Origin of the sequence: Janthinobacterium sp. SUN100 (genome assembly GCF_030397705.1) — a bacterium.
Taxonomy (GTDB): domain Bacteria; phylum Pseudomonadota; class Gammaproteobacteria; order Burkholderiales; family Burkholderiaceae_D; genus Janthinobacterium; species Janthinobacterium kumbetense.
The window spans coordinates 191,882-214,731 of sequence record NZ_JAPUBU010000001.1 but is presented as its reverse complement, the minus strand read 5'-3'; the positions used below and the strand labels follow the sequence as shown (position 1 = coordinate 214,731).

Below are 22,850 nucleotides of genomic sequence, written 5' to 3'. Positions count from 1 at the left end.
GGTATTGGCAAGAAGTCGGTTTCCGGCACCAGGAATGCATAGGCGCGTAGTCACCCGGATAGTCACTATTGCCTATGGGCGGCAAGGCGGCGCTGCGGTATACCTGTCGTCATCGTTCAACACAGAGAAAGAGCACCATGTCGATTACCGATTACGCCAGCCTGCTGCGCAGCGCCCGCAACCAGGAACAGCCGCAACGCCTGCTGTTCACCTTTACGCAGGCGCAGGCCCAGCCTGGCGGCCAGGGCAAGTCACTCACGCCCGTGATGTGCGCCGACAAGCTGCCCGAGGAACTGGACAGCTTCGAAACATTGAAGGAGGAGTCGAAACAGATGCAGACGCACTGGGACGTGGTCTTCGTGGCGGGACTGGCGGGCCAGGACGGCCAGCCGCCGGCGGCGCAGGAATGCGAAGCGCCCCTGCGCGCCATGGTGACGGCCATCGAGCAAGGCCGCATCGACAGCCTGCTGGCGTTTGACCGCAGCGGGGATTTGTTACGTTTTAGCTGAATCCGGCCAAGGGCGCTCATGAAGGTGGCGCGCCCTTTCGATGGGACAGACCAGCGGCAAAAACTGCTGCTGGCGCGCCGAATACGCCATCAGCGCCCCGCTGTCGATGTCGAAATACCATCCATGCAATTTCAATAATCCCTGCTCCACCCGCCGTTTCAGCCATGGGTAGGTGAGCAGGTTGTCCAGCGACTGCAGGATGCTGGCCAGTTCGCACGCATGGTGCTGTTCCGCCGACGAGCGGTGCGCCAGCTCGCGCCGCACCCGCTGCGCCACCGGTTCGGCAATGCGCATCCACTGTCCCACGAAGTCCGTTTCCTGGCCTTCCGCGCGCGGCTGCGGTTCGAGCAGCGCGCGGATGCCGCCGCAGCGCGCATGTCCGAGCACGATGACCCTGGCCACTTCCAGCTTGCAGACGGCGAACTCGATGGCCGAGCTGACGCCGGGCGGCGCGTCGGGCGTGCACGGCGGCACCAGGTTGGCGATATTGCGCACGACGAACATGTCGCCCGGATCGCTGCCCGTCAGCAGCATGGGATCGACCCGCGAATCGCAGCAGCCGATCAGCAAGGTCGAGGGCCGCTGCCCGTCGCGCAGGCTGTCGTACAAAGTCTGCGGCTCGCTGAAATACTGCTGCTGAAACAGGCTGAAGCCGTTGACGAATTTTTCCAGTTCTTCCATGACTACCTCTTACTGAATACAACGCCCGGCAAGAAGGACTTGCCAGGCATTCTGACGCTAACTAGCAAGGCATCGGCGCGTTTTTACGGGCGTAGCACCACCAGGTGATGGCGATGCAGCTGACATAAAAGCCGATGAAGCACCACAGGGCCGCGTCGGGGCTGCCCGTCAGCGAAATCGAGGTGCCATAGCTCTTCGGGATGAAGAAGGCGCCATACGCGGCCACGGCCGACGTAAAACCCAGGACGGCAGCGCCTTCCTTGTTGGCGTCGACGATGGCTTGCTCCTGCTCCGCCTTGCCCTTGCCGGCGGCCGCGCGCTGGTGTTCCGTCAAGAAGATCACGGGGATCATGCGGAAGGTCGACGCATTGCCGATACCGGTGCCGGCGAACAGCAGCATGAACATCCAGAAGAAACCGGTGAAACTTCCACCCACGCCGGCTTGCGGCATGAAGTACAGCACGCCCAGCACGGCGCCGATCATCAGCAGGAACGACCATAACGTGACGCGGGCGCCGCCCAATTTATCGGAAATCACGCCACCGGCCACGCGCGCCAGCGCACCGACCAGGGGACCGAGGAAGGCGTAATCGAGCGGATTCACGTCGGGGAACTGGATCTTAATCAGCAACGGAAAGGCGGCCGAATAACCGATGAAGGAGCCGAAGGTACCCGTGTACAGCCAGCACATGAGCCAATTGTGCTTGCGCTTGAAGATCACCGCCTGTTCGGAAAACGAAGCCTTCGCCGACGCCAGGTCATTCATGCCGAACCAGGCCAGCAAGGTGCTCAAGGCGATGAACGGCACCCAGATAAAGCCCGCGTTTTGCAGCCACATGTCCTTGCTCACGCCATTCTTGACCCAGGTGAGCGAATCGCCGCCCCAGGCGCCGAAGACGGCGAAGGTGATCACCAGCGGCACGACGAACTGCACCACCGACACACCCAGGTTGCCCAGGCCAGCATTCATGCCCAGCGCGAAGCCCTTGCTCGCCTTCGGATAGAAAAAGCTGATGTTGGCCATCGACGAGGCGAAATTGCCGCCGCCGAAGCCGCACAGCAGCGCCAGGATCAGCATGGTCGGATAGCCCGTGTTCACATCCTGCACGGCCAGGCCGATGCCGATGGCGGGAATCAGCAGGGACCCGGTGGAAATGGCCGTCCAGCGGCGCCCGCCGAAGATCGGCACCATGAACGAATAAAAGATGCGCAAGGTGGCGCCGGACAGGCCCGGCAAGGCCGTCAGCCAGAACAGCTGGTTGTTACTGTAGGTGAAGCCGATGTTGGGCAGGTTGACCACCACTACGCTCCACACCATCCACACGGCGAACGCCAGCAGCAGCGCGGGAATCGAGATCCACAGATTGCGCGCGGCCGTGGCCTTGCCCGTGTTTTGCCAGAAGCTCGGGGTTTCCGGCTCCCACGTATTGATCATGTAGCGGCTCATGCTTTTGCTCCTGCAGGTTGAGGGATAGGTGCCGCGCGCAGCGGCTTGAACGAGAAATACATCCAGACGAGGGAAACGCAGACGGTGCCGTACAAGAGCATGAAGGAGCTCGAACGCACGCCGGTGAAGTCCACCAGGGCGCCGAACATCACGGGCAGGATGAAGCCGCCCAAGCCGCCGGCCAGGCCGACCACGCCCGAGACGGCGCCGATATTGTCGGAAAAATCATCGCCGATGAACTTGAAGACGGATGCCTTGCCCACGGCCATGGCGATGCCGACGATGAACAGCAGCACGGTGAACCACAGCGGCGACAGGCCGATATGGAAGGCCAGCGGCCCGGTGACGGTTTCCACCACCATCTGGGTTTGCGGATACGACAGCAGGAAGAAGCACACCCAGCACACCCACATCACGGCCCAGGTGACTTTCGCCGCACCGTATTTGTCGGAGATCCAGCCGCCAAACGCGCGCAGCACGCCGCCCGGCAGCGAGAAGCAGGCGGCCAGCAGCGCCGCGTGCTTCAGGTCGAAGCCGTATTCAGCCACGTAGTACTTCGTCATCCACAGCGCCAGCGCCACGTAGCCGCCGAACACCACCGAGTAGTACTGGCAGTAGCGCCACACGCGGGGATCCTTCAGCACCTTCATCTGCTCGGTAAAACTTTCGCCCGACGGCGCCAGATGCGATTTGTCCGAGTACGAAAACAACCAGAAGATGATGGCAGTGGCCAGCATGGCGACCGCATACACCTTGGGCAGCATTTGCCAGCCGAAAGCGGCGACGATGCCGGGCGCGACGAACTTGGTCAGCGCGGAACCGGAGTTGCCGGCGCCGAAGATGCCCATCGCCAGGCCGCGGCGCTCCTTTTCATACCAGCGCGCCACGTAGGGCGTACCGACGGAAAACGAGCCGCCCGCCAGGCCGACGAACATGCCCAGCACGAGGAAATGCCAGTAGGCGGTGGCGTAGGAGATCAGGTAGATCGGCACCACGCTGGCCAGCATCAGCCAGAAGAAGACGCGACGTCCGCCGTATTTGTCCGTCCAGATGCCCAGGGGCACGCGCACGAGGGAGCCCGTCAGCACGGGCATGGCGGCCAGCAGGCCGAATTGTGTTTCAGTCAATCCCAGGCTGGTCTTGATGGGGATGCCCAGTACGGCAAACATCATCCAGACTGCAAAGCAGATGGTAAATGCGAAGGTGCTGCTGACCAACACGGAAAACTGCTTGCGCCGCATGCCGGGTTCGACTGCCTTGTTACTACTGTTGTTCTTAGTGCCATCTAGGGTAGCCACGATGTTTCTCCATGAATGCACTGGCCGTCTGGCCAGCCGTCCCGACCAGCTTACGTGGCAGAGGGGAAAGGCACTATCGGTCACAGGGTGATTCTGGAAAGGCAATCTGGATAGCCGTATCGGCAAAAGTGACTAGATGGCGCGGCGCGGACCTAGCCTGGATGGCGGGTGTTTTACAAGCGGAGGGATTTTTGGCACACTCGGCGCCTGGAGAAAAAGGAGCGGCATGCAGAACAGGCACGAAACAGACCCCATCATCACCCGCGTGGCCCAGGCTGGCGATGTGGCAGCCATGCTGGCCTGCGATGCGTACGCGCAGGCGCACGCCAGCCGGGGCGATGCCGTGCGCGCCGCCGTCTGCCAGGGACACTGTCTGGTGGCCATGCGGGCGGGCCAGGTGGCCGGCTATGCCCTCACGCACGGCGACTTCTTCGGCTACGGCTTCGTCTCGCTGGTGGTGGTCGCCCCCGGGCAGCAGCGGCACGGCGTGGGGCGGTGCCTGCTGACGACGGCCGAAAGTGCCTGCCATACGGCCAAGCTGTTCACCTCGACGAACGAGAGCAACCTGGCTGCGCAACGGCTGTTCGCCAGCGCCGGCTTCGTGCGCAGCGGCCAGATCGAGCATCTCGACGAAAACGATCCTGAACTCGTGTTTGTCAAATTCCTGCGCTAGGGCGGCCTTATCCCGACGGCGTATGGCGCGGCGCGCCAAAGGCGGCTATGCTGGCGCCATCGTCAATCATCGCCCACCACCACACACATGGATTATCTGAGCCTCAAGCATTTCCACATGGGTTGCGCCGCCGCCAGCGGCTTTCTTTTCCTCCTGCGCGGCGCGTGGATGCTGCGCGCCTCGCCCGCCTTGCAGCAGCGCTGGGTGAAGATATTGCCGCACCTGGTCGACACGGCCCTGCTGGCCAGCGCCATCACCCTGGCCGTGTGGAGCGGCCAGTCGCCGGGCAGCCAGCCGTGGCTGGCCGCCAAGCTGTGCGCGCTGGTGGCTTACATCGTGCTGGGCACCATCGCGCTAAAACGCGGCAAGACGCCGGCCGTGCGCGGCGCCGCCTTCGCGCTCGCCGTGCTGGTATTCGCCTACATCGTCGCGGTGGCCGTCACCAAGCAGGCCTGGCCGCTCTGATGCATCAGAACATGTAGCGCAACGTGACGCTGGCGTTGCGCGGCGCGCCCCAGTAACCCTGGTTATACATGCCAAGCTGGCTGTAGTAATGCTTGTCGAACAGGTTGTTGACGTTCGCCTGCAGGGACAACTGGCGCGACAGCGCGTACTTCGCCATCAGGCTGGCCACGGCGTAACCACCCTGCTCCACGCGCTCCGTGCCCTTTGGCCCGGTGGCGTCGCGGTAGGCGCCGCTCTGCCAGTTCACGCCGCCGCCCACCGATAACGCGCGCCAGTCGCCAGGCAGCTGATACGTGGAAAACACGCGCGCCAGCGTCTGCGGCACATAGCTGTTCAGGCGCGCGCCCGTGTTGTCCTCGGCCGCCGCGTGCGACACGCTGGCCGACACATTCCAACCCTTTGTCAGCTCGCCCGAGACGTCCAGTTCCACGCCCTTGCTGGTGGTGCCGGCAGCCGCGTAATACGCCTGCGTCAGCGAATTGCCGACGAAATGCCCCGTGTCCTCCTGCGCCAGGCCGTCTTGCGCGATGCGAAACACGGCCAGCGCCGCGTTCAATCGGCCGCCGAAATACTCGCCCTTCACGCCCGCTTCCACATTCTTGCCCTGCACGGGATCGAGATAGCGGCCGAAGCGGTCCTGGTTACCCTGCGGCTTGAAGATCTTGCTGTAGCTGGTGTACAGCGCATGCTGCGCATCGATATCCCACACCAGGCCCGCGTACGGCGTGACGGCGTGCTTGGCATACGCATAGCTGCCGCCCCAGTCGTCGACGTGGTCCGCCTTGTAGCGGCTGTAGCGCGCGCCGACGATCAGTTTCAAGGGGTCGGCCAGCGAAAAGCGCGCCGTACCGTAGATGCCGCGCTGCTGCACCGTGTCGAGCAGCTGCCAGCGCGAGAAATTCGCGTCGTTCCAGTCCGGCTCCGGCGTCACGCCCTCCCATTGATGGAAATTGCCATAATCGACACTGCCACCCGAGATGCCCGGGTTGCTGGAGAACTGGTTGCTGCCGGAGACGCCGAACGCCAGGTCGTGCGTGCGCCCCAGCAGCTGCACCGGTCCTTGCACATAGGCGTCGACGCTGTCCTGGCGCCGCGTGCCCGAGTAAAACCCGGTGTAGCCCGTCACGCCCTGGCCCGTGGCCTTGTCCGGCCAGGTATTGGCGAAAAGCTCGGCCGCCGAATAATTGCCCCAGCCGTGATTCAGCATGGCCGTCAGGTTCCAGCCTTTGCCCAGGTCCTGCTCCAGGCGCAAAAAAGCCGTCTGGCTGGTGCTGAACCAGCGGCTCCAGGTGGTTGCCGTGGTGGCGGAACGGGGCAAGGTGGCCCGTTCGCCATCCGCATACCACAGCGGCAAGCCGCCATACATGCCGCCGCGCGGGCGATTATCCTGGTACTCATAGCCGGCAATCAGCACGCTGCCAGGCGCCAGGTCCGCTTCCACGGTGGCATACGCCATGGCTTTCTTGGCGTGATACAGGCTTACATACGATTCGCTGTCCTGGTAGCTGGCCACGACACGCCCGCGCACCTTGCCATCCGTGGTGAGCGGCGTGGAGACGTCCGCGCTGGCGCGCGCATTGTTCCAGGAGCCCAGGCTCAGGGATGCATTCCCGGCCAGCTGACTAGATGACGCGCGCTTGCGCACCAGGTTGATGGTGGCCGACGGCTCGCCCGCGCCCGTCAGCAGGCCCGTGGCGCCGCGCACGATCTCGACCCTGTCGTAGGCCGTCATGTCCAGGGTGCTGTCACCCACGCTGAACGCATTGTCGACCGTGGTGGGGATGCCGTCGTATTGATAGCTGGAGATGGAAAAGCCGCGCGCGAAGAACGAGGTACGGTCGCTGTCGTAGCGGTTGATGGCCACGCCGGCCGCGTTTTGCAGCACCTCTTCCACCGTTTGCAGGTTCTGGTCATCCATCTGCTGGCGCGTGACCACGCTGACGGCTTGCGGCGTCTCGCGCACGGACAGGCCCAGGCGCGTGGCCGAGCGCATGGTCTGCGTCGTATAGGAACCGCTGCCTTCCGTCGCGCCGTTCGCATCAAAGCTGGCGCTGACCTTCATCTCGGGCATGGTCTGGCCGCCATCGGCCGCCGCCACGTCGAGCACATAACCGCCGTTCGCCTGCGGTACGGCGCGCAAGCCCGAGCCGGCGACGATGGCGCCCAGCGCTTGCGGCACGCTGTAGCTGCCCGCCAGGCCCGCGCTGCGCTTGCCCGCCACGGCGGCGGCCTGGTAGGAAATCATGGTGCCAGTCTCCTGGCCGAAGCGCACCAGCACCTGTTCCAGGGTGCCGGCGGGTATCGCCAGCTCGATGCGCGCTGCATTGGCTGCCTGAGCGAGGGGTGCGGCGGCCGAGACGCCGCCGGCGGCGAGCAGCCACAGGGCGTGGCTGACGGCCAGCGCCGCCACGCTGCGGCGGCATGTGCTGGAAACGGAAGTGGCGTAAATAGGTGTTGTGCTGGGCATGCGGACTGTTTTCCTGAAAGTGAATGAAGGGTTCACTCGCTATGTCACGCGAAAATCGAAAACCCCTCACTTTTTCGGAAAATAATCATGGATGCTTCCGATGCGGCACCACGGTCACCCAGAAGCGCGTGCTCTGGCGCACGTCGACGGGCAAGGTGCGCGTCAGCATGTCGAGCACTTGCGTCGTGTCGGCCAGCGGATAGATGCCCGACACGCGCAGGTGGGCGATGGCCGGATCGCAGGCCAGGCGCCCATGGCGATAGCGGGCCAGTTCGCCGACAAAATCGGCTAGCGGCATATCGTGCGCCACCAGCATGCCGGCCGTCCACGCATCCGCGCCGGCAGGCAAGGTTTGCACGCTACCGATCTGCGCCGCCGTGAAGCTGGCTTGCTGGCCGGCCTGCAGCCAGCGCACGGCGGCGGGCGCCTGTTCCGGCAGAATATCGACGGCGCCCGCGAACACGCCCAGGTGCGTGCGTCCCCCTTCCGCGCGCACGGCAAAACGCGTACCCACGGGCTGCAAGCGGCCTTGCGCCGTGCGCACGAAAAAAGGACGGCCAGCCGTATCGCGCGCCGTCCTGACCATGATCTCGCCTTTTAACAAGGTCACCAGGCGCTGGCCCGCATCGTAGCGCACCTCGATGCTGGACGCCGTGTTGAGCGCGATGCGCGTGCCGTCTGCCAGCACGATGTGGCGCAGCTCGCCCGTGCCGGTGCGGTAATCGGCCAGCCAGAAGGCCGCCTGTTCGTCGCCGCCCGCCAGCCAGGCGCCGCCGCCCACGGCCAGCAGCGCCAGCAGCTTGAGCGACTGCCGGCGCGCCGCGTTGGCCTGCGCATGCGCGGGCTTGCGCGCCAGGGTGCCGTGCGCCAGCGGCGCGGGCAAGGCACGCATGCGCGCCATGCAGCCTTCCACGTGCTGCCAGGCTTGCTCGTTTTCCGGGTCGCTGCCGCGCCAGGCGCGCCAGGCTTGCTCCACTTCAGGCGTGGCGTCTCCGGCCTGCAGGCGCACCAGCCATTCGACAGCCTGCAGACTGGCCGCTTCCGGCGTCAGGGCGCCCATCACGGCGCCGACGGGGAAAAGAAGCACTGGTGCATGGCTTTGACCAGGTGGCGCTGCACGGTGGCCAGCGAGATGTTCAGTTCCAGCGCGATGGCCGCCTGCGGCATGCCGTCGAGCTGCGACAGCAGAAAAGCGCGGCGCACGGCGGGCGCCAGGCCATCGAGGCGGCGGTCGATATCGAACAGGGCTTCGAGCAGGATCGCCTGCGCCTCGGGATCGGGCGCGCACTGCGCGGGCAGGTTGGTCAGGGTTTCCAGGTAGGCCGCTTCCAGGTCGCGACGGCGGTACAGATTGCCCAGCACACCCTTGGCCACCGTCGTCAAAAAGGCGCGCGGCTCGCGCGCGGCGATGGCCTCGTCGCGGTTCAGCAGGCGCATGAAGGTGTCGTGCGCCACGTCGGCCGCGTCAAACGCGTTGCCCAGCTTGTGCCGCAGCCAGCCTTGCAGCCAGCGGTGATGATCGTGGTACAGGCTGCCCACCTCCTGGTGAACGCCGGGTTGGGCTGCCGACACGTCGCATGCTCCCTGGGTCGCAAATAATAATGATTCGCATTCTATATCTAGGCGGTGCTGCGGCGCAAGCGGCCTGCAAATGCCAGTTTGACGCGATTCTTTCCAAAATTGCCAGGCTGACCACGTCCGCCGGCGCAGTGCACGGTGCAAGTTCTACCGGGCGCGCCCCGGTACGCGGCAATGATAGTATTGACAACATCACCCAGCCGGCCATCCTGGCCTGGCGTCCCTCCATTGAAAGGCAAACATGCTGTTATCTGAACTGCTGACCAAGCTGACCTGCGGTGACCTGGAAGGCGAGGAACTCGACGCGGCCGTCACCGCCATCACCAACGCGCCGTCCGCGCCACGCGACGAATGGATCGACAGCGATGCGCATGCCTACGCGGTGGCGATCCTCTGGCACCTGGCTGGCTATACGGCGTCGGGCGACAAGCTCGATGAGCTGCACGAACAGATACAGGACATGTTCGACGAATTCCCCGACTTTCCGTACGCAATGCTCGAGGGAGGCGACGGTAGCGCACTGCCCTATTTCGAGTGGCTGGACGCGGAACTGGCGCAGCGCGCCGTGGACGAAGGCGGCTATGACCTGATCCAGATCGACGGCAACGGCACCGACCAGATGGATGCGCTGGTCGTGTACCGGCGCGATACAGGCGACATCATCCAGGCGGCGGCATTGATGGGAGTGACGATAGGCCGGCCGCTCACTTACTATCGCGGCATCGAAGCGATGGTGGGCAAGCGGCCAGGATAAGGATCAACGCCTATTGCATCGGCAAGGCCGCTACATCGACGGCTGGTGCCTGCCCCGTCGCGGGCCGCGTGAAGTTCTGGCTGGTTTTCACGTAGTCGGCAAAGAAGCCGCCGTTACGCAGGTAGAACTTGCCGTTTTCCAGGCCGCCCGCGTAATCCATGCGCTGCCCATGGGTGGCCGTGGCGTCGCCCGTGAACCTCCCTGCCGTCACTTCGGACCAGGCGCCTGAAACGTTCCTCGCCCACTGGTTGCCGAACTGGACGCGGCGTTCCGTGTAGCCCAGGGTATCGATGAAGTTCTCGAGGAAGGAATGCACGCCCGTCAGATACGTGGAAATCGCCGGCCGCTTCCACGTGGCAATGTAGCGCCACTTGCCCGTCTCGGGCGCGTAGAACCAGGCCGAGTAATCGCTGCCGCCCTTGCCGTCCGGCCGCGCGCGCGTGATGAAGCGGTACGTGGTGCCGGCCGCCCAGTTGTACGACAAATAGGTCTGGCCGCCCGTGCCTTCGCCGCCGAACGCGTTGTCGACCACGCCGGCGCCCTTGCTGACCAGGGTGGTCTTCGCGCCATTGTCGGCGTCCCAGACGGAAAACAATATCCAGCGCTCGCTGGGCGACTTCACCTGGATGCCCATGTAGCCCTGGCCAAAGCCGTTGGCCATGAAGTAGGAGCCGATGGCGTCCTGGCCCTTGGGGATCGTCATCTCGTTATAAAAATACTCGGTATTGGCCGGCACCGTGTAACCCATGTGCACTGACGGGCCGCGCCGCGACCAGTAGTAATTGGCCGGGTCGTTAGCGTAATTAAGCGCCGCGTTCGCAGTCACCTTCAGCGCGGCGACGTCGCCAAACGTGGCCTTTGCACGCGTCAACCCCTGCATGTCCACCTTCACATAACCGGCCGCCGGCACATTGACCGTGCCGACGGCATAGGTCTTGCGGGCCTTGCCGGCCAGCTTGACGTCGAACGGCGCGCCATTGATCTTCACGCGGATGGTGCTGTTGCCGCCATCGGCCAGGCTGGCATCGAGCGCCACCTGGACGGGGCCCGCCCCGTCCACGCGGAAATACGTGCTGGCGACGGCATCGGGATTGCTCCAGCCGGCCAGGCCATGCTCGTCGATGACGGCGCCCTTGTCTCCGCTGGTGATGAAGGCATTGCCGGCCAGTTCCACGGTGGCGGGCGTGACCGCTGCGGCCACGCCCGTAGCCAGCAAGGCGGTGCCGCCCATGTCTGGGGTAGTGGTGGCAGTGGCGCCGCCGCAGGCTGCCAGCAGCAATGGCATGGCGGGAAGAACTGCGCAGAGTAATGAACTTCTGTGTTTCATCAACGTCTCCTGGTAGTACGGCGTGCAACAGGCGCAAGAAGTCCTGCGGTGTGCGCCGCGGTTGAAAAACGGATTGGGACAGAAAAAACCCGCTACGGCGGCAAGCGCGGTAGCGGGCGAATGGGGCTTAGTACTTGCCGTCGAGGGCGAAGATAGGCTTGCGCGATTTCCACTGCCCGCCCGTGAAGTCCGGGAAGTCCAGGGTCTGGAAGTTGGCGGCGATCGATTGCTCGGACAGGGGCGTGATGGCGCTCCACGTTACGGCATCGTAGATATCGATCGGCATCGGCGCATTGGCCTTCAGGGCTTCGACAAAGGCGTGGATGACGAAGAAGTCCATGCCGCCGTGGCCCGCGCCTTCCGCTTGCGCGGCATACTTGCGCCAGACCGGGTGCTCATACTTGTCCTGGTAAGCCTTGAAGTCATCCCACTGGTGCGGCTTGCTGACGCCCTCGATATGGATGGCATTGTTCAAGTCCATCCACAGGCCATCCGTGCCTTGCACGCGGAAGCCCAGCGAATACGGGCGCGGCAGGCTCGTATCGTGCTGCAGGATGATGGTTTCGCCGTTTTCGCACGCCAGGGTGGTGGTGACCACGTCGCCCAGCTTGAATTTCACCTTGGCGTTCGCATGCTGCGCGCCGCCCGGCTGCTTGACGATGTAGTCGTGCAAGCCGCGCGCCTTGGTGGCGAAGGCGTTGATGCGCGTAAAACGGTTGCCGCGGTTGATGTTGGTGTACATGGCGCATGGGCCGATGCCGTGGCTCGGATACAATTCGCCATTGCGCTCGACCGAGTGCTGCGTGCGCCAATGGGCTTCCGACCAGCCTTTTTCGCCAAATTCCACGCCGCCGCCATACGGCTTGGCCGGATTTCCGCTGTTGAATTTGACGGCGCGCAAATCGTGCTGGTAGCCGCCCTGCAGGTGCAGCAGTTCGCCGAACAGACCCGCACGCACCATCTGCAGCGCAGCCATCACGTCGCGGCGGTAGCACACGTTTTCCAGCAACATGTACGGCGTGCCCGTTTTCAGCTGGGTGTTCAGCACGTCCCAGTGGTCTTGCAGGGTGATGCCGGCCACCACTTCGCAGCCGACGGCGATCTTCGCCTGCATGGCGGCGATCGCCATGGGCGCATGGAATTCCCACGGCGTGGCGATGATCACGCCATCGAGGCCGCCCGCGTCCAGCATGCGCTTGTAGGCTTTCTGGTCGCGGTCTTCGCCATACGTGCGCGGACGGGGCTTGCCCGCCTTTTCCACCTGGCCCAGCGCGTGTTTCAGCATGATCGGCTCGATATCGCACAGGGCGACCACTTCCACGTCGTCGCGGCGCACCAGTTCAGCCAGTAGCACCTGGCCGCGCATGCCCGTGCCGATTACGCCCAGGCGCACCTTGTCGCGGCCGGCCACGCGGGCGGCGTTCGCGGCGCCGGGCAGCAGTGCGCTGCCGGCCATGGCGCCACCGGCCAGCGCGGCGCTGGCGGAGAGGAAATTGCGTCGATTGATTTGTGTTGTCATTGGTCTCTACTCGCTTCCATTGGTAATGTTCGTCGCCGGCCAGCCATACAGCGGGCCGGCTGCAGTTTAATAGGTGTATTCAGCCGTGAAGCGCACCGAACGCGGCGCCGTGCGTCCATCGACCTGCAGGTAATTGCGGGAGATGGCGCCATGGTCTTCGCGCGTTTCGGTGTAGCGGGTCACGGTCTGGCTGTTGAACACATTGAAGACGTCCACTTTCAGGCTCAGGCCCTTGACGGCGCTGGGAGTATAGGCCACATTCATGTCCAGCTGGGCTTGCCACGGCAGGCGGCCCTGGCTGCCGCGCGGCGCCGGCTTGCCATTGCAATAGAAGTAGGAATCGTCGTAATCTTTCTCGAACCTCAGGTTATCGGGCAGCGCCCCGATGCAGTTGCGCGGTGCGCCCGAGGTCAGCGACAGGTTGGCGCCCACCATCACGTCCGGGATGACCTGCATGAAACCGTAGGCCTTGAAGGCGTGGCGGTGGTCGCCCGGCAGGTAGCCATACGCGTTGTACATCAGTTCCTTGTGGTCGTCGCTGACCGTCAGGCCCACGTCGCCGCCGCCGATGCTGTCCGTCTGACCTTCCATATTGCCCTTCAGGCCGGACAAGGTGTAGGTCAGCTTGCCGTACCAGCCATTCGTGTACGGGTGCTCGATGAACATGTTCAAGGCGCGGTAGGTGCGCGATGGCAGCGGGTTGCCCCATTCCGCCGCCGAAATATCCACGCGGCGCAGGCCCTTGCCATCGTCAAAGTCCACCATCAGGCTGTTGTCGCGGCCAGGGTTGATGATGGCGCACTGGAAGCCGCTCCAGTTGCCCGTGTCGACGCCGTTGCGCGTGGCCCAGGCTTGCAGCGGACGCTCGTCGCAGACGTCGTCGTTGGTGTCGTTCAGCTTGCGGTACAGGAAGCTGGCGCCCACCACCAGCTTCTTGCTCAGGGCGCGTTCGAAGCCCAGCGAGAATTCATCCTGCGACAGCGGCTTCAGGCCCACGGCCGTCACTTCGCGCGCGTCGCGGCTCTGGCCATACGCGTTGTTGGCCGAATACGGCTTGCTGATGGCGTGCAGGCCCGTCGGCGCGCCAGTGACGGGATCGACGCCCGTGTAGGTGAACATCTCGCTGGTGGCCAGGAAGGGGCTGGCCATGTTGCTCGACAAATTCGATGGCACCGGCAAGTGGTAACGACCGCCGTTGGCGAAGAATTTCAGGGTGCCGTCGCCCAGATAATCCCAGGTGGCGCCCACGCGGGGGGCGATCATGTTGCGCTGCGAAATGAAGGCCACGCCATCGGTGCTGTAGTTGGTGAACTGTTCGCGGCGCAGGCCCAGATCCAGCAGCACCCGTTCCGTGACCTGGTAGTGATCCTGGATGTACTGCGCCGATTGCACGCTGGTAGGACGGGCCAGGTTGGCGTTCAGGTCCTTGCTGACATAATAGCCATCCTTGCCGTAGCCGCCGCCCTGGGCCGGCGTTTCAAAGGCGCCGTTGATCGGCAGATTCGGATCTGTCGCCCGCAGGTAGTTCCAGCGATAGCCGCCGGCCAGGCTCAGGCCCACTTTCGATTCCACGTCGATGCGGTCGATGCCGCCGCGCAGCGAATGCTTGCCCAGTTTGTATTCCAGGTCCAGGCGCTTGGCCTTCTGGCGATCCTCCGAGGAAGGGTCGGTCAGGGTGCCCGTGACCGATTGCGGGTTCATGTAGACCAGGCCAGGGACTTGCGTCGATTGGATGGACTTAGTTTGCGCCAGGCTGGGGTCATAGCCTTCGGGAGTGCGACGGTGGCTGGTGCGCGATTGCCCCATCATCGCCGTCACCGTCAGGTTGTCCGTCAGGTAGCCCGTGTACTTGAAGATGTCGACATTGGCACCCGGTGCAGCCGACGAGCCGCAGCAGTTGATGGTGGTCTCGCTCCCGCCGCCAGCCACGTTGTTGCGTTTCAAGGTGGCATAGTCGAAACCATAGCTCTGGCTGTCCGTAGTCGTGCGGTCATACAGCTTGGTATACTCAAAGTGATGGTCGTCCGTCAGGTTGTAGTCCAGCTTGGCCATCATGCGGTCAACCTTGCTCTTGCTCTCGCGCCAGCCGTTCGGCAGCACCTTGTCCGAGTCATCGCGCGCACCGGCGACGGCGCCGCCGTCCGTACGCGTCTGCTCCAGCGCCACGAAGGCGAACAGCTTGTTCTTGATCAGCGGTCCGCTGCCGTACAAGCCGACCACCTTGCTGGTGCTGCCGTTATCGCGGTTCCAGTACTTCAAGGTGCCATCCGTGTCCGGATTGGCGCCCGTGTTCGGGTAATACCGGTTTTCCGTCGTGCCCTTCAGCGAACGGGGAATGATGGAGACCTTGCCGCCGAATTCGACCTTGTTGCCGCCGCTCTTGGTGGTGATGTTGATCACGCCGCCCGTCGAGCGGCCGAATTCCGAGCCGTAGCCGCCCGACAGCACCTGCAGGTTGGAGATCGCGCCAAACGGCAGCTCCGACGCGCCCACCTGGGTCAGGAGGTTGGTGATGGGGAAGCCGTTGACGTAGAACGCGTTTTCGGACTGGCCCGAGCCGCCGATCGATGGTGCATTGCCATATACGCTGTTGGTGCCGCGCGCCACGCCCGGCGTCAGCTGCACGATGGAGGCGACGTCGTTGCCGACCGGCAGCGCTTTCAATTCCTTGGCCGTGAAGATCACGCCATTGTTGGTGTTCGACACGTCGATCGGATTGCGCGACGCCTTCACCACGACGGTCTGCTCCTGGCCCACGGGGCCAGCCGCGCTGGCCGGGCCGAAGTTCGCTTCCGCGCCGGCGCCGATCAGGGCCTCGACTTCCTGCGACGCTTCCACCGAACCGGCACGCAGTACGCGCACCGCATAGCGGCCTGGCGGCATGGAGTTGGCCACATAGCGGCCCGACGTATCCGGCGTCAGGCTGCGCTGCACGCCCGTCGCCAGGTTTTCCAGCACCACGGTGGCGCCGGCCGGCGCGCTCACTTCGCCGAAAATGGTGCTCGTGGCGTTCGACTGTGCCCAGGCCTGGCCTGGCACGCCGGCCGCCAGGGCGATCACGATCGCGGCGGCGCGGCTGATGTCGCGCAATTTGAGTCGGGTGCTATGCATGATGTCTCTCCGTCTATATCGAGGGTTATGCGCGCCCTCCCCGCTCCAGGGTGGAGTCGGGGGAACGCAATTTTTATGGTGGTCGTCGGCCGGTGCAGCCAGGCAGTTGCACCTTTCGGGAAATCAGTCCGTATCGGCTGATTTTCGTTTTCTTGGGATTACTTTAAAAAGAAAAATAAGTATCGTCAACAAAAAGAAAGTTAAAACGGTAATTTATCGCTCAATCGAGCAAATAAATGCAATTTATCTTTCGATTTAATCTGTTGAGCGTCAAATAACTTTCGTTATCGTGGTGTGGCAGATACACGCGTCTGCAGGAAGGTGGCAAACAGAGGACGATACGTGCGGGAATCAGGGGAGGAAAACACGAAAGACGACAGGGCAAACGTCTTTCGCTTACGTTTATCTTTCGTATTGTGCATTTCGGAACATTGTCTTTTCTTTTTCGTGAAAAAACCCCGGCCCGCCACAGGCAGGCTGGCGAACCGGGGCAGTGTCACGCCTTAAAAGAACTTGTAGCTGGCCGACAGGGCAAACTGGCGGCCGAACAGGTCCTGGCTATGGTTGTAGCCTTCCCAGCCGTTCGGGTCGTAGTACGGCTGCTTGTTGAACGCGTTTTTCACGTTCAGGCCCACGTCCAGGTGCTTGATCGGCTTCCAGCTGAACGCCAGGTTCACCGTGGTGTACGACGGCGCTCCCTTGCACTGGCCGGCCGGCAGCGCCACGGAGGCGGCGGTGCAGTTTTCCGGCGTGTTGTCCTTGTCCCAGGGGCCATACGCCCAGCGCGTCTTGCCCGAGTAATTGATGAAGACGCTGCTGACGAAGTTGCGGTAGCTCCAGTCGGCGTTGACGGTGGCGCGGTAGCGCGGCGAATCGTAGTAGCCGACGGTGTTGCCCTTGATGTCGCTGCCGTCTTCGCTGTCGTGGGTGTCGCGCTTGCGGATGGTGGCCGCAATGCCCGTGCTCAGCTTGCCCATGTCTCCCAGCGAAAAGCGCGTGCGCGCATCGATGTCGACGCCGTCCATCAGGGTGCGGCCACGGTTCGAATACGAGTTGATCAAGCCGCCCAGGTTGCCCACCGAGTAGCCGGGCACGCCGCCCGCGCACACGCCCGCGTTGGCGGGATTGGCGCACATGGCCGCCACCGCCGCCACATTGCCACGGTCAGCGTCGGTCAGGTCATTGCGGATGGCACTGGGCGTGCCGGCCAGGGTCGGGCCGTACTTGTCCACCAGTTCCGTAAACAGCTCGTTGAAGTCCTGGCGCACGATTTCGTCGCGGCGGTTGATGAACCAGTAATCGATGGAGATGCTCACGTCCTTAACCGGCTGCAGTACCAGGCCTACGGTGGAAATCTTGGCCTTCTCCGGACGCAGGTTCTGGTTCGGCGGCGTCAGGCCGCCCACCGTCGTGGAGCAATTCGAATTGAGCAGGCTCTTGCCCAGGTCCGCATCCGTCGCCACCTTGGACTTCATCAGCGCGCGCGCCATGGCATTCGTTTCATCGCAGCGCACCGTGTCGCGGATGCCGCCCACCTGCGCAAAGACGCCGCCCGTGCCCGATTCGGCCAGGTTGGGCGCGCGGAAGCCTTCGGAATACGTCCCGCGCAGCATCAGGTCGGGCCGCGCGCGCCAGATCACGCCCAGCTTGGGCGCCAGGTTGGCGGCGAAGTGCGGATATTTGTCCAGGCGCGCGGCCGCATTCACTTCTAGGGTGTCGCTGAGCGGCACCACCACCTCGCCAAACACGGCGGCGATGGTGCGCCGGCCGTCGAACCAGGAACCGCCCTGCTGCGTGATCAGGCCATTGGCCGCATCCGTGTTGCCGGGCGTGAGAAAACTCTCGCGCATGACGTTGGTGCCCACGGCGGCGCGCACTTCGCGCTCGCCCAGCTTGAACAAGGTGCCTTCCAGCTTCGCATCCCAGGTCATCAGCTTGGTCCAGGATTCGATGGCGAAGGTGGGATAGGCGGCGCGCAGCAGCGCCGCATTGGCCTCGCTGATTTCGCCGAACTTGTAGGCGGGATTGTCCGAAATGAGCGTGCGGCCGCTGACGGGATCTTTCGTGAACGGGCCGAATGCCTGTTCAAAACCCTTGATGTTGATGTTCGCCGTCTGGAACAGCGTGGAATGGCTGCCCGCCACGCTGAGCGCCGTTTCAAAATCCCAGCCGCCGCCGATGCTGCCGCGCAGGCCGACGAGCGCGCGGTAGTTTTCATCGACGTTCTTCTGGCCGAAGTGGCCCGTCGCATCCTGCAGCAGGTAGTTCAAGCCGGCCGCGCCGCCCATCTTGGCCACCATGTCGGCATCGAGCTTGCCTTTCAGGTAGACGTTGTTGGGACTCAGGAAAGGCGTGGCGAAGGTGTTCAGGGTATTGCCCGTGTTACGGGCGAACCAGTTGTTCGTGCTGCCGCTGTTGAAGCTGGACGGACCGTTTTCGCCGCGCATCTTGATGTGGGTGAAGGCGCCTTCCGCGAACGCTTCCAGGTCGCCGCCCAGTTTCAGCCGGCCACTCAGATACGCCGTGGCCCGCTCCGAGGTAGGCCCCGTGTCGAGCTGGTTGGGCAGCGCATTCCACACGCAGCGCGTGCCCGACGCTTCCGTGATGCTGGTGTTGCAGCCAGGCGCGGCGCGCTGGGTGCGGGCATTGTTGTTGGCCTTGTCGAAGACAAAGAAGGTCCCCGGGTTCATCGTGCCCGGTTCGCTGCCGACGCCCACGCGCATGTTCGGAATGAAGTTGGGATTATTCGCATAAAAATACGCGGGACGCTTCTGCCAAGTGTCGGCCAGCGCGATACGGTCGCGCTGGTAGACGTTCACGGAACCGTAGATGTTGTAGCCGTCGCTGGCCAGGTCGCCCAGGCCATACAGCACGCTGGCCTGGCGCTCGCCATAGGATTTCACGCTGGGCGAAAACTCGCCATTGGCGCGCGCTTCCAGCCCCTGATACGACTTCTTGGTGATCACGTTGATGACGCCGGCCACGGCATCGGAACCATACACGGCCGACGCGCCGTCCGTCAAAATTTCCATGCGCTCGATGGCGGCGGCGGGAATGGCGTCGATATTGACGAACATGGTCTGGAAGCCGGCCGGCGCGCCATAGAACGACAGGCGGCGGCCATTCAACAGCACCAGGGTGCCCTGCGCGCCGAGGCCGCGCAGGTTCGCCTGCGAACCGCCATCCGAGCCCGTGAACATCGAGCGGAAATCCTGCTGCGCCGGACGGGCGGCGGGCAGGTTGTCGAGCACTTGCAGCAAGGTGAGCGCGCCCATGTTCTCGATCTGCTTGGCGTTGATCACCTGTACGGGCGACGCCGTTTCCGCGTTGATGCGCTTCAGGCTGGACCCCGTCACTTCGACGCGCGTCAGTTTCTCTTCCTCCGCTGCCAGCGCCGTCGATGCTAATCCTACCGCCACCATGGCGGCCATCAGTTTTTTCAAGTGCATTCCCATCTCCCTTTTTATCAGTGATTTGTTTTCGTCAGGTTGCAAGAGCCCCTCCCCGGTCCGAAGAGGGGCTCGTTTTTGGTGAAATGATGAAGTGAAGTTGCTTAGCGCGGCTTGACTGTCGCGCCTTCCGTGCCGGTCAACACGGCGTTGGCCCAGTTGCCGCAGACCTGGGCCGGGCGGGCGCCGCGCGCGCCCAGGGTGCGCAAACTGAGCTGGCTCAGGCCGCGCACGTCGATTTCGGGTTTGACCACCCCGGGAGCCGTGACCAGGCCGCTGTCATACAGCAGCCGCTCACCGCTCCAGACCTGGAATTGCAAGCCGCCCGCGCTGCGGCAGCTATCGTCCACGCCCAGGTCGGCGCGCAGCAGATTCCAGTTGCCCGCCAACTGCAAGTCGATGCGGCTGGCAGGTCCCACGCCGAGGCCCTTGCGGAACCACAGCCCGTTCATGCGCATCTCGGCCGCCTTGCCGGCTGGCCTGTCTTTCGCGATATTCTTCGGCAGCGCCAGGTCCGACAGATAGCGCTGCACCTCCTCGCCTTCGGCCACGCGGTGCTCGAGCACGCGGAATTCGGACAGGGTGACGGGCGCCACGTCGGTCGCCAGCGCCGCATCGAACGCGCGCGCCACCGGTGCGCCTTGCGCCGCCGTGACCATCGGGTCGGTGGACGCCGCGCCATCGCCTTCCGGATTTTGCGTGCTCATCACGCGGAAGCGCAGCAGGCGCCCGGCCGTGGCAGGGAAATTGATTGTCTGCGTGCCCTGTTCCAGTTTCAGGGTGCCGCGCTGCAGGGGTGCGCCCCATTCGCCATTGTTGTCGCCGATGTAGATTTCATAGTCGCGCACCTGCCCATGCTTCCAGTGCTGGTCGTTGCGCGGCGCCAGTTCGATGCCGTCGACCAGGCGCCGTTCCGTAAAGCCGATCACCCATTCGTGCGGCCCGCTCTTCACGGACGGGCTGCGCACGGTGCGGAACCACGTCTCCGGCTTGCCGTCGAAGGCGTTTTCCAGCGGATAGCCATTTTCCTCAAAGGGACGTCCCACCACCTGCATGGCATCGGCCGGCAAGGCGCGGCCCGGCACGGGCGCGGCCGGGAAGTCGGCGTCCAGCCGCACCACGGCCAGCGCACCGGCGACCTGCAAGGTCAAGGCCTGGCGGATATCCTGCGCCGCCACCTTCACGTGCAGGGTGCCCTGGCGGGCGGCAGCATCGAAATACCAGCCCTCTGCCGCCTTGTCGTAGGCGGCGCGGTCGCCGGCTGCCGCGATCAGCCGTTCGCCGGCCCGCACGGCGGCCGGGGCCTGGCCCGCCAGCATGCGCAGCGCATAGCCGCGCCGCGCTTCCTGGCCCTGGTACTGGCCATCGACGGCGCCGATGTCGACCTGCACATCGCCGCCCGTCTGGCGCATGCGGATGACTTGCTGGCTGTAGGCGCCGCCCTGGTACTGGCGCGTGCTGCCGTCGTCTTCATACAGGGTGTAGTCAGAATCGCCGTGCGGGTACACATCGAGCGTGAGCTGGTCCTTCGGCTTCTGGCCGTCGTACAGCATTTCCGGATACATGGGCAAGATGGCGCCGGCCCGCACGAACACGGGCAGCTTGTCCAGGGTGACCTGCATGTCCAGGTCGCGCCCTTTCGCGTCCGCCGTGGCCTGGCGGCCGTCCCAGTAGTCGTACCACGTGCCCTGCGGCAGGTGAATGCCCTTGCGCCAGCCGCCGCTGACGGCCTGGCTGCGGTAGACGGGCGCCACCAGCACGTCGCGGCCCAGCAGAAACTGGTATTTATAGGCTTCCGTGTAGCCGGCCGGGTCTTGCGGATAGTCCCACATCAGGCCCCGCACCAGCGGCGCGCCCGATTGCTCCGCTTCGCGCACCAGCGTATACATATACGGCGTCAATCGCATCTTGAGTTTCAAGTAGCGGCGGTTGATGTCGCGGTACGGCTGCTCGAACCACCACGGATGCTTGCGCTCGGCCGCGGCCCAGCCGGACATGCCCATCAGGACGGGCGTAAAGCTTTTCCACTGCAAGTCGCGCAGATAGGTTTCCGGGCTGCCGCCAAAGATGGCGTCCACGTCGCCGGACGCATACGCCTGGCCCGACAGGCCCGAACCGATCAGGGTCGGGATGTGCCAGCGGATGTAATCCCAGCTGGCGCTCTGGTCGCCCGTCCATGCCACGGCGTAGCGCTGGATGCCGGCCCAGCCCATCACCGTCCACAGGAACGGACGGCTGTCGGAGTTGTTCAGGATACCGTCGTAGGCCGACTTGTTCGCATCCATGGCGAACTGGTAGCCCTTGCCCGTCCACGCCACGTCCAGCTTTTGCACGCGGCTGCCCGCCTGGCCCACTTCCCACGCGATCTTGTCGACGCCGTTCTCCGTCCACAGGCCCGTGCGGAAGCCATAGCCGGCCAGGCCCTTCACGGTTTCCGGCAAATTCGTATAGCCGCAGCCATAGCCGTCGTTGGGCAAAATCCAGCCGCCCGGCATGTCGTGTTCGCGGTACTGGCGCGCCACGGTTTCCACCACGTCCGGCGTCTTGCCGGTCGGGCCATCGGTCCAGCCCTTCGGCACGGAACCGGGCTTTTTCACGTTGTCGCCATCGTTGTAGCAATCGGCGTCACCGTATTCCAGCGCCCAGCGGGGCAGCATGCGGGCGCGGCCCGTCAAGTCAGTGTAGCGGGCGACGACGTCGCGCAAGTCCTTGCCGACGAAGAAATACGCGTCATAGCGGCCTTCCGCGTGCTGCAGCGAGATCTGTTCCTTGTCGCGCAAGTCGTAGTTCCCGTCGGACCAGGTATTGCGCAGCATGCCCCAGCCCCGTGAACTCATGAGAAATGGCGCGGGATTCGGCCGGTCGCCCTCTTCCCAGCCGCCCGAATACGACACGGGCACCTGCTTGCCCTTGAATTCGAAGCGGCCATTCTGCTGGCCGCCGCCAAAGTATCGTTCGCCGGGCAGGCTGGAAAGCACCTGCACGCCCTGCTTGTCGTCGAGCGACAGCGGCTGCACTTCGCGCCACAGGGGCACCGCGTCGCCCTTGCGGTACAAGGTAAAGCGCAACGGCTTGCGGTCGATGCGCAGGCTCAGGGCTTCGGTGCTGATCAGGATATGGCCGGGCTGTTCGTCGATCTGGTATGCCACCTGTGGGGCCGGCTGGCCCACGACGATGGGCGCGGCCTTGTCGCCGGGACCAGTCAAGCCTCCCTTGCCGCCCGCCTGGATGCGCAGCACGTCCGCCTGCGGCAGGCTGATACGCAGCTGCATGCCCGTATCGCTGCGCACATCCCAGCCCAGCGCCTCGCCCTTGGCCACGTCGGCCGAGTGCACGGCGGAGAGCGACTGCAGATTGCCGATGGTCGAGGCCTGCAGGCCAGGCGCAGACAGGGTGGCAAGGGCGGCGAGGACACAGGCGGCAAGGAAGCGGCGGGGAAGCGGGAGAGGTTTCATCGGCTGGCTTTCAGAAGTAATTCAATGAAATTACTTTAAGAAGAAAAATAAATATCGTCAACCAAAAGAAAGTTTTGACGCCAATTTATTAATAAAATACCTAAAATCAGCTCATTT

At 64.0% G+C, this 22,850-nt stretch carries 15 protein-coding genes; 4 read left to right on the top strand and 11 right to left on the bottom strand.

Annotation, left to right across the window (positions count from 1 at the left end):
• Positions 1–137 precede the first annotated feature (137 nt).
• Positions 138–509, top strand: coding sequence for a ribonucleotide reductase subunit alpha (locus tag O0881_RS00790; protein ID WP_099393481.1), 372 nt, complete (start codon positions 138–140; stop codon positions 507–509).
• Here O0881_RS00790 and O0881_RS00785 read toward each other — a convergent pair.
• From O0881_RS00785 to O0881_RS00775, 3 genes are all read right to left on the bottom strand, one after another.
• A complete protein-coding gene (locus tag O0881_RS00785; RefSeq protein ID WP_077403725.1) occupies positions 495–1,190 on the bottom strand; it encodes a carbonic anhydrase in 696 nt (231 codons plus the stop codon). The two genes, O0881_RS00790 and O0881_RS00785, sit on opposite strands and share 15 nt — an antisense overlap.
• 61 nt (positions 1,191–1,251) lie before the next feature.
• Complete coding sequence (locus tag O0881_RS00780) at positions 1,252–2,637, bottom strand: NarK family nitrate/nitrite MFS transporter (RefSeq protein WP_251348993.1); 1,386 nt, start codon at positions 2,635–2,637, stop codon at positions 1,252–1,254.
• Entirely contained in the window at positions 2,634–3,878 is a 1,245-nt protein-coding gene (locus O0881_RS00775) for a nitrate/nitrite transporter (protein ID WP_289911433.1), read from the bottom strand. The genes O0881_RS00780 and O0881_RS00775 overlap by 4 nt, the downstream gene beginning before the upstream one ends.
• Positions 3,879–4,161: 283 nt before the next feature.
• Between O0881_RS00775 and O0881_RS00770 the strand changes: the two genes are divergently transcribed.
• Both O0881_RS00770 and O0881_RS00765 read left to right on the top strand, forming a co-directional pair.
• Positions 4,162–4,608, top strand: a complete 447-nt coding sequence (locus O0881_RS00770; RefSeq protein ID WP_289909646.1) for a GNAT family N-acetyltransferase — start codon at positions 4,162–4,164, stop codon at positions 4,606–4,608.
• 87 nt (positions 4,609–4,695) lie between these two features.
• Positions 4,696–5,073: a SirB2 family protein gene (locus tag O0881_RS00765; RefSeq protein WP_289909645.1), complete on the top strand. Its 378-nt coding sequence runs from the start codon at positions 4,696–4,698 to the stop codon at positions 5,071–5,073.
• A 4-nt stretch (positions 5,074–5,077) separates the two neighbouring features.
• Here O0881_RS00765 and O0881_RS00760 read toward each other — a convergent pair whose 3' ends face one another.
• The 3 genes from O0881_RS00760 to O0881_RS00750 all read right to left on the bottom strand — a co-directional run bounded on the left by O0881_RS00760 (position 5,078) and on the right by O0881_RS00750 (position 9,112).
• Positions 5,078–7,540, bottom strand: a complete 2,463-nt coding sequence (locus O0881_RS00760) for a TonB-dependent receptor (RefSeq protein WP_289909643.1) — start codon at positions 7,538–7,540, stop codon at positions 5,078–5,080.
• A gap of 85 nt (positions 7,541–7,625) precedes the next feature.
• Positions 7,626–8,627: a FecR domain-containing protein gene (locus O0881_RS00755; RefSeq protein WP_289909642.1), complete on the bottom strand. Its 1,002-nt coding sequence runs from the start codon at positions 8,625–8,627 to the stop codon at positions 7,626–7,628.
• The gene (locus O0881_RS00750) at positions 8,600–9,112 is read right to left on the bottom strand and encodes a sigma-70 family RNA polymerase sigma factor (protein WP_289909641.1); all 513 of its coding nucleotides are present in this window, start codon (positions 9,110–9,112) and stop codon (positions 8,600–8,602) included. The genes O0881_RS00755 and O0881_RS00750 overlap by 28 nt, the downstream gene beginning before the upstream one ends.
• Before the next feature lie 247 nt (positions 9,113–9,359).
• Between O0881_RS00750 and O0881_RS00745 the strand changes: the two genes are divergently transcribed.
• Positions 9,360–9,872, top strand: a complete 513-nt coding sequence (locus O0881_RS00745; RefSeq protein WP_289909640.1) for a hypothetical protein — start codon at positions 9,360–9,362, stop codon at positions 9,870–9,872.
• Between the two features lie 10 nt (positions 9,873–9,882).
• Here O0881_RS00745 and O0881_RS00740 read toward each other — a convergent pair whose 3' ends face one another.
• The 5 genes from O0881_RS00740 to O0881_RS00720 form a co-directional block, all read right to left on the bottom strand.
• Positions 9,883–11,199: a DUF3472 domain-containing protein gene (locus O0881_RS00740; protein ID WP_289909639.1), complete on the bottom strand. Its 1,317-nt coding sequence runs from the start codon at positions 11,197–11,199 to the stop codon at positions 9,883–9,885.
• Between the two features lie 127 nt (positions 11,200–11,326).
• Positions 11,327–12,718, bottom strand: a complete 1,392-nt coding sequence (locus tag O0881_RS00735; protein WP_289905232.1) for a Gfo/Idh/MocA family oxidoreductase — start codon at positions 12,716–12,718, stop codon at positions 11,327–11,329.
• A 66-nt stretch (positions 12,719–12,784) separates the two neighbouring features.
• Complete coding sequence (locus tag O0881_RS00730) at positions 12,785–15,829, bottom strand: TonB-dependent receptor (protein ID WP_289909638.1); 3,045 nt, start codon at positions 15,827–15,829, stop codon at positions 12,785–12,787.
• A gap of 503 nt (positions 15,830–16,332) precedes the next feature.
• Positions 16,333–19,278 carry a TonB-dependent receptor gene (locus tag O0881_RS00725; protein WP_289909637.1) on the bottom strand — a complete coding sequence of 982 codons (2,946 nt, stop codon included), beginning with the start codon at positions 19,276–19,278 and terminating at the stop codon, positions 16,333–16,335.
• Positions 19,279–19,382: 104 nt separating this feature from the next.
• Positions 19,383–22,733 (bottom strand): TIM-barrel domain-containing protein, encoded by a 3,351-nt coding sequence (locus tag O0881_RS00720; RefSeq protein WP_289909636.1) that lies wholly within the window; start codon positions 22,731–22,733, stop codon positions 19,383–19,385.
• Between the last annotated feature and the right edge of the window lie 117 nt (positions 22,734–22,850).

What these genes read in the sequence shown, in the direction of transcription:
- O0881_RS00790 (WP_099393481.1), top strand. Translation starts at nt 138, where the DNA reads ATGTCGATTACCGATTACGCCAGCCTGCTGCGCAGCGCCCGCAACCAG.
- O0881_RS00785 (WP_077403725.1), bottom strand. Translation starts at nt 1,190, where the DNA reads ATGGAAGAACTGGAAAAATTCGTCAACGGCTTCAGCCTGTTTCAGCAG.
- O0881_RS00780 (WP_251348993.1), bottom strand. Translation starts at nt 2,637, where the DNA reads ATGAGCCGCTACATGATCAATACGTGGGAGCCGGAAACCCCGAGCTTC.
- O0881_RS00775 (WP_289911433.1), bottom strand. Translation starts at nt 3,878, where the DNA reads ATGCGGCGCAAGCAGTTTTCCGTGTTGGTCAGCAGCACCTTCGCATTT.
- O0881_RS00770 (WP_289909646.1), top strand. Translation starts at nt 4,162, where the DNA reads ATGCAGAACAGGCACGAAACAGACCCCATCATCACCCGCGTGGCCCAG.
- O0881_RS00765 (WP_289909645.1), top strand. Translation starts at nt 4,696, where the DNA reads ATGGATTATCTGAGCCTCAAGCATTTCCACATGGGTTGCGCCGCCGCC.
- O0881_RS00760 (WP_289909643.1), bottom strand. Translation starts at nt 7,540, where the DNA reads ATGCCCAGCACAACACCTATTTACGCCACTTCCGTTTCCAGCACATGC.
- O0881_RS00745 (WP_289909640.1), top strand. Translation starts at nt 9,360, where the DNA reads ATGCTGTTATCTGAACTGCTGACCAAGCTGACCTGCGGTGACCTGGAA.
- O0881_RS00740 (WP_289909639.1), bottom strand. Translation starts at nt 11,199, where the DNA reads ATGAAACACAGAAGTTCATTACTCTGCGCAGTTCTTCCCGCCATGCCA.
- O0881_RS00735 (WP_289905232.1), bottom strand. Translation starts at nt 12,718, where the DNA reads ATGACAACACAAATCAATCGACGCAATTTCCTCTCCGCCAGCGCCGCG.
- O0881_RS00730 (WP_289909638.1), bottom strand. Translation starts at nt 15,829, where the DNA reads ATGCATAGCACCCGACTCAAATTGCGCGACATCAGCCGCGCCGCCGCG.
- O0881_RS00725 (WP_289909637.1), bottom strand. Translation starts at nt 19,278, where the DNA reads ATGCACTTGAAAAAACTGATGGCCGCCATGGTGGCGGTAGGATTAGCA.
- O0881_RS00720 (WP_289909636.1), bottom strand. Translation starts at nt 22,733, where the DNA reads ATGAAACCTCTCCCGCTTCCCCGCCGCTTCCTTGCCGCCTGTGTCCTC.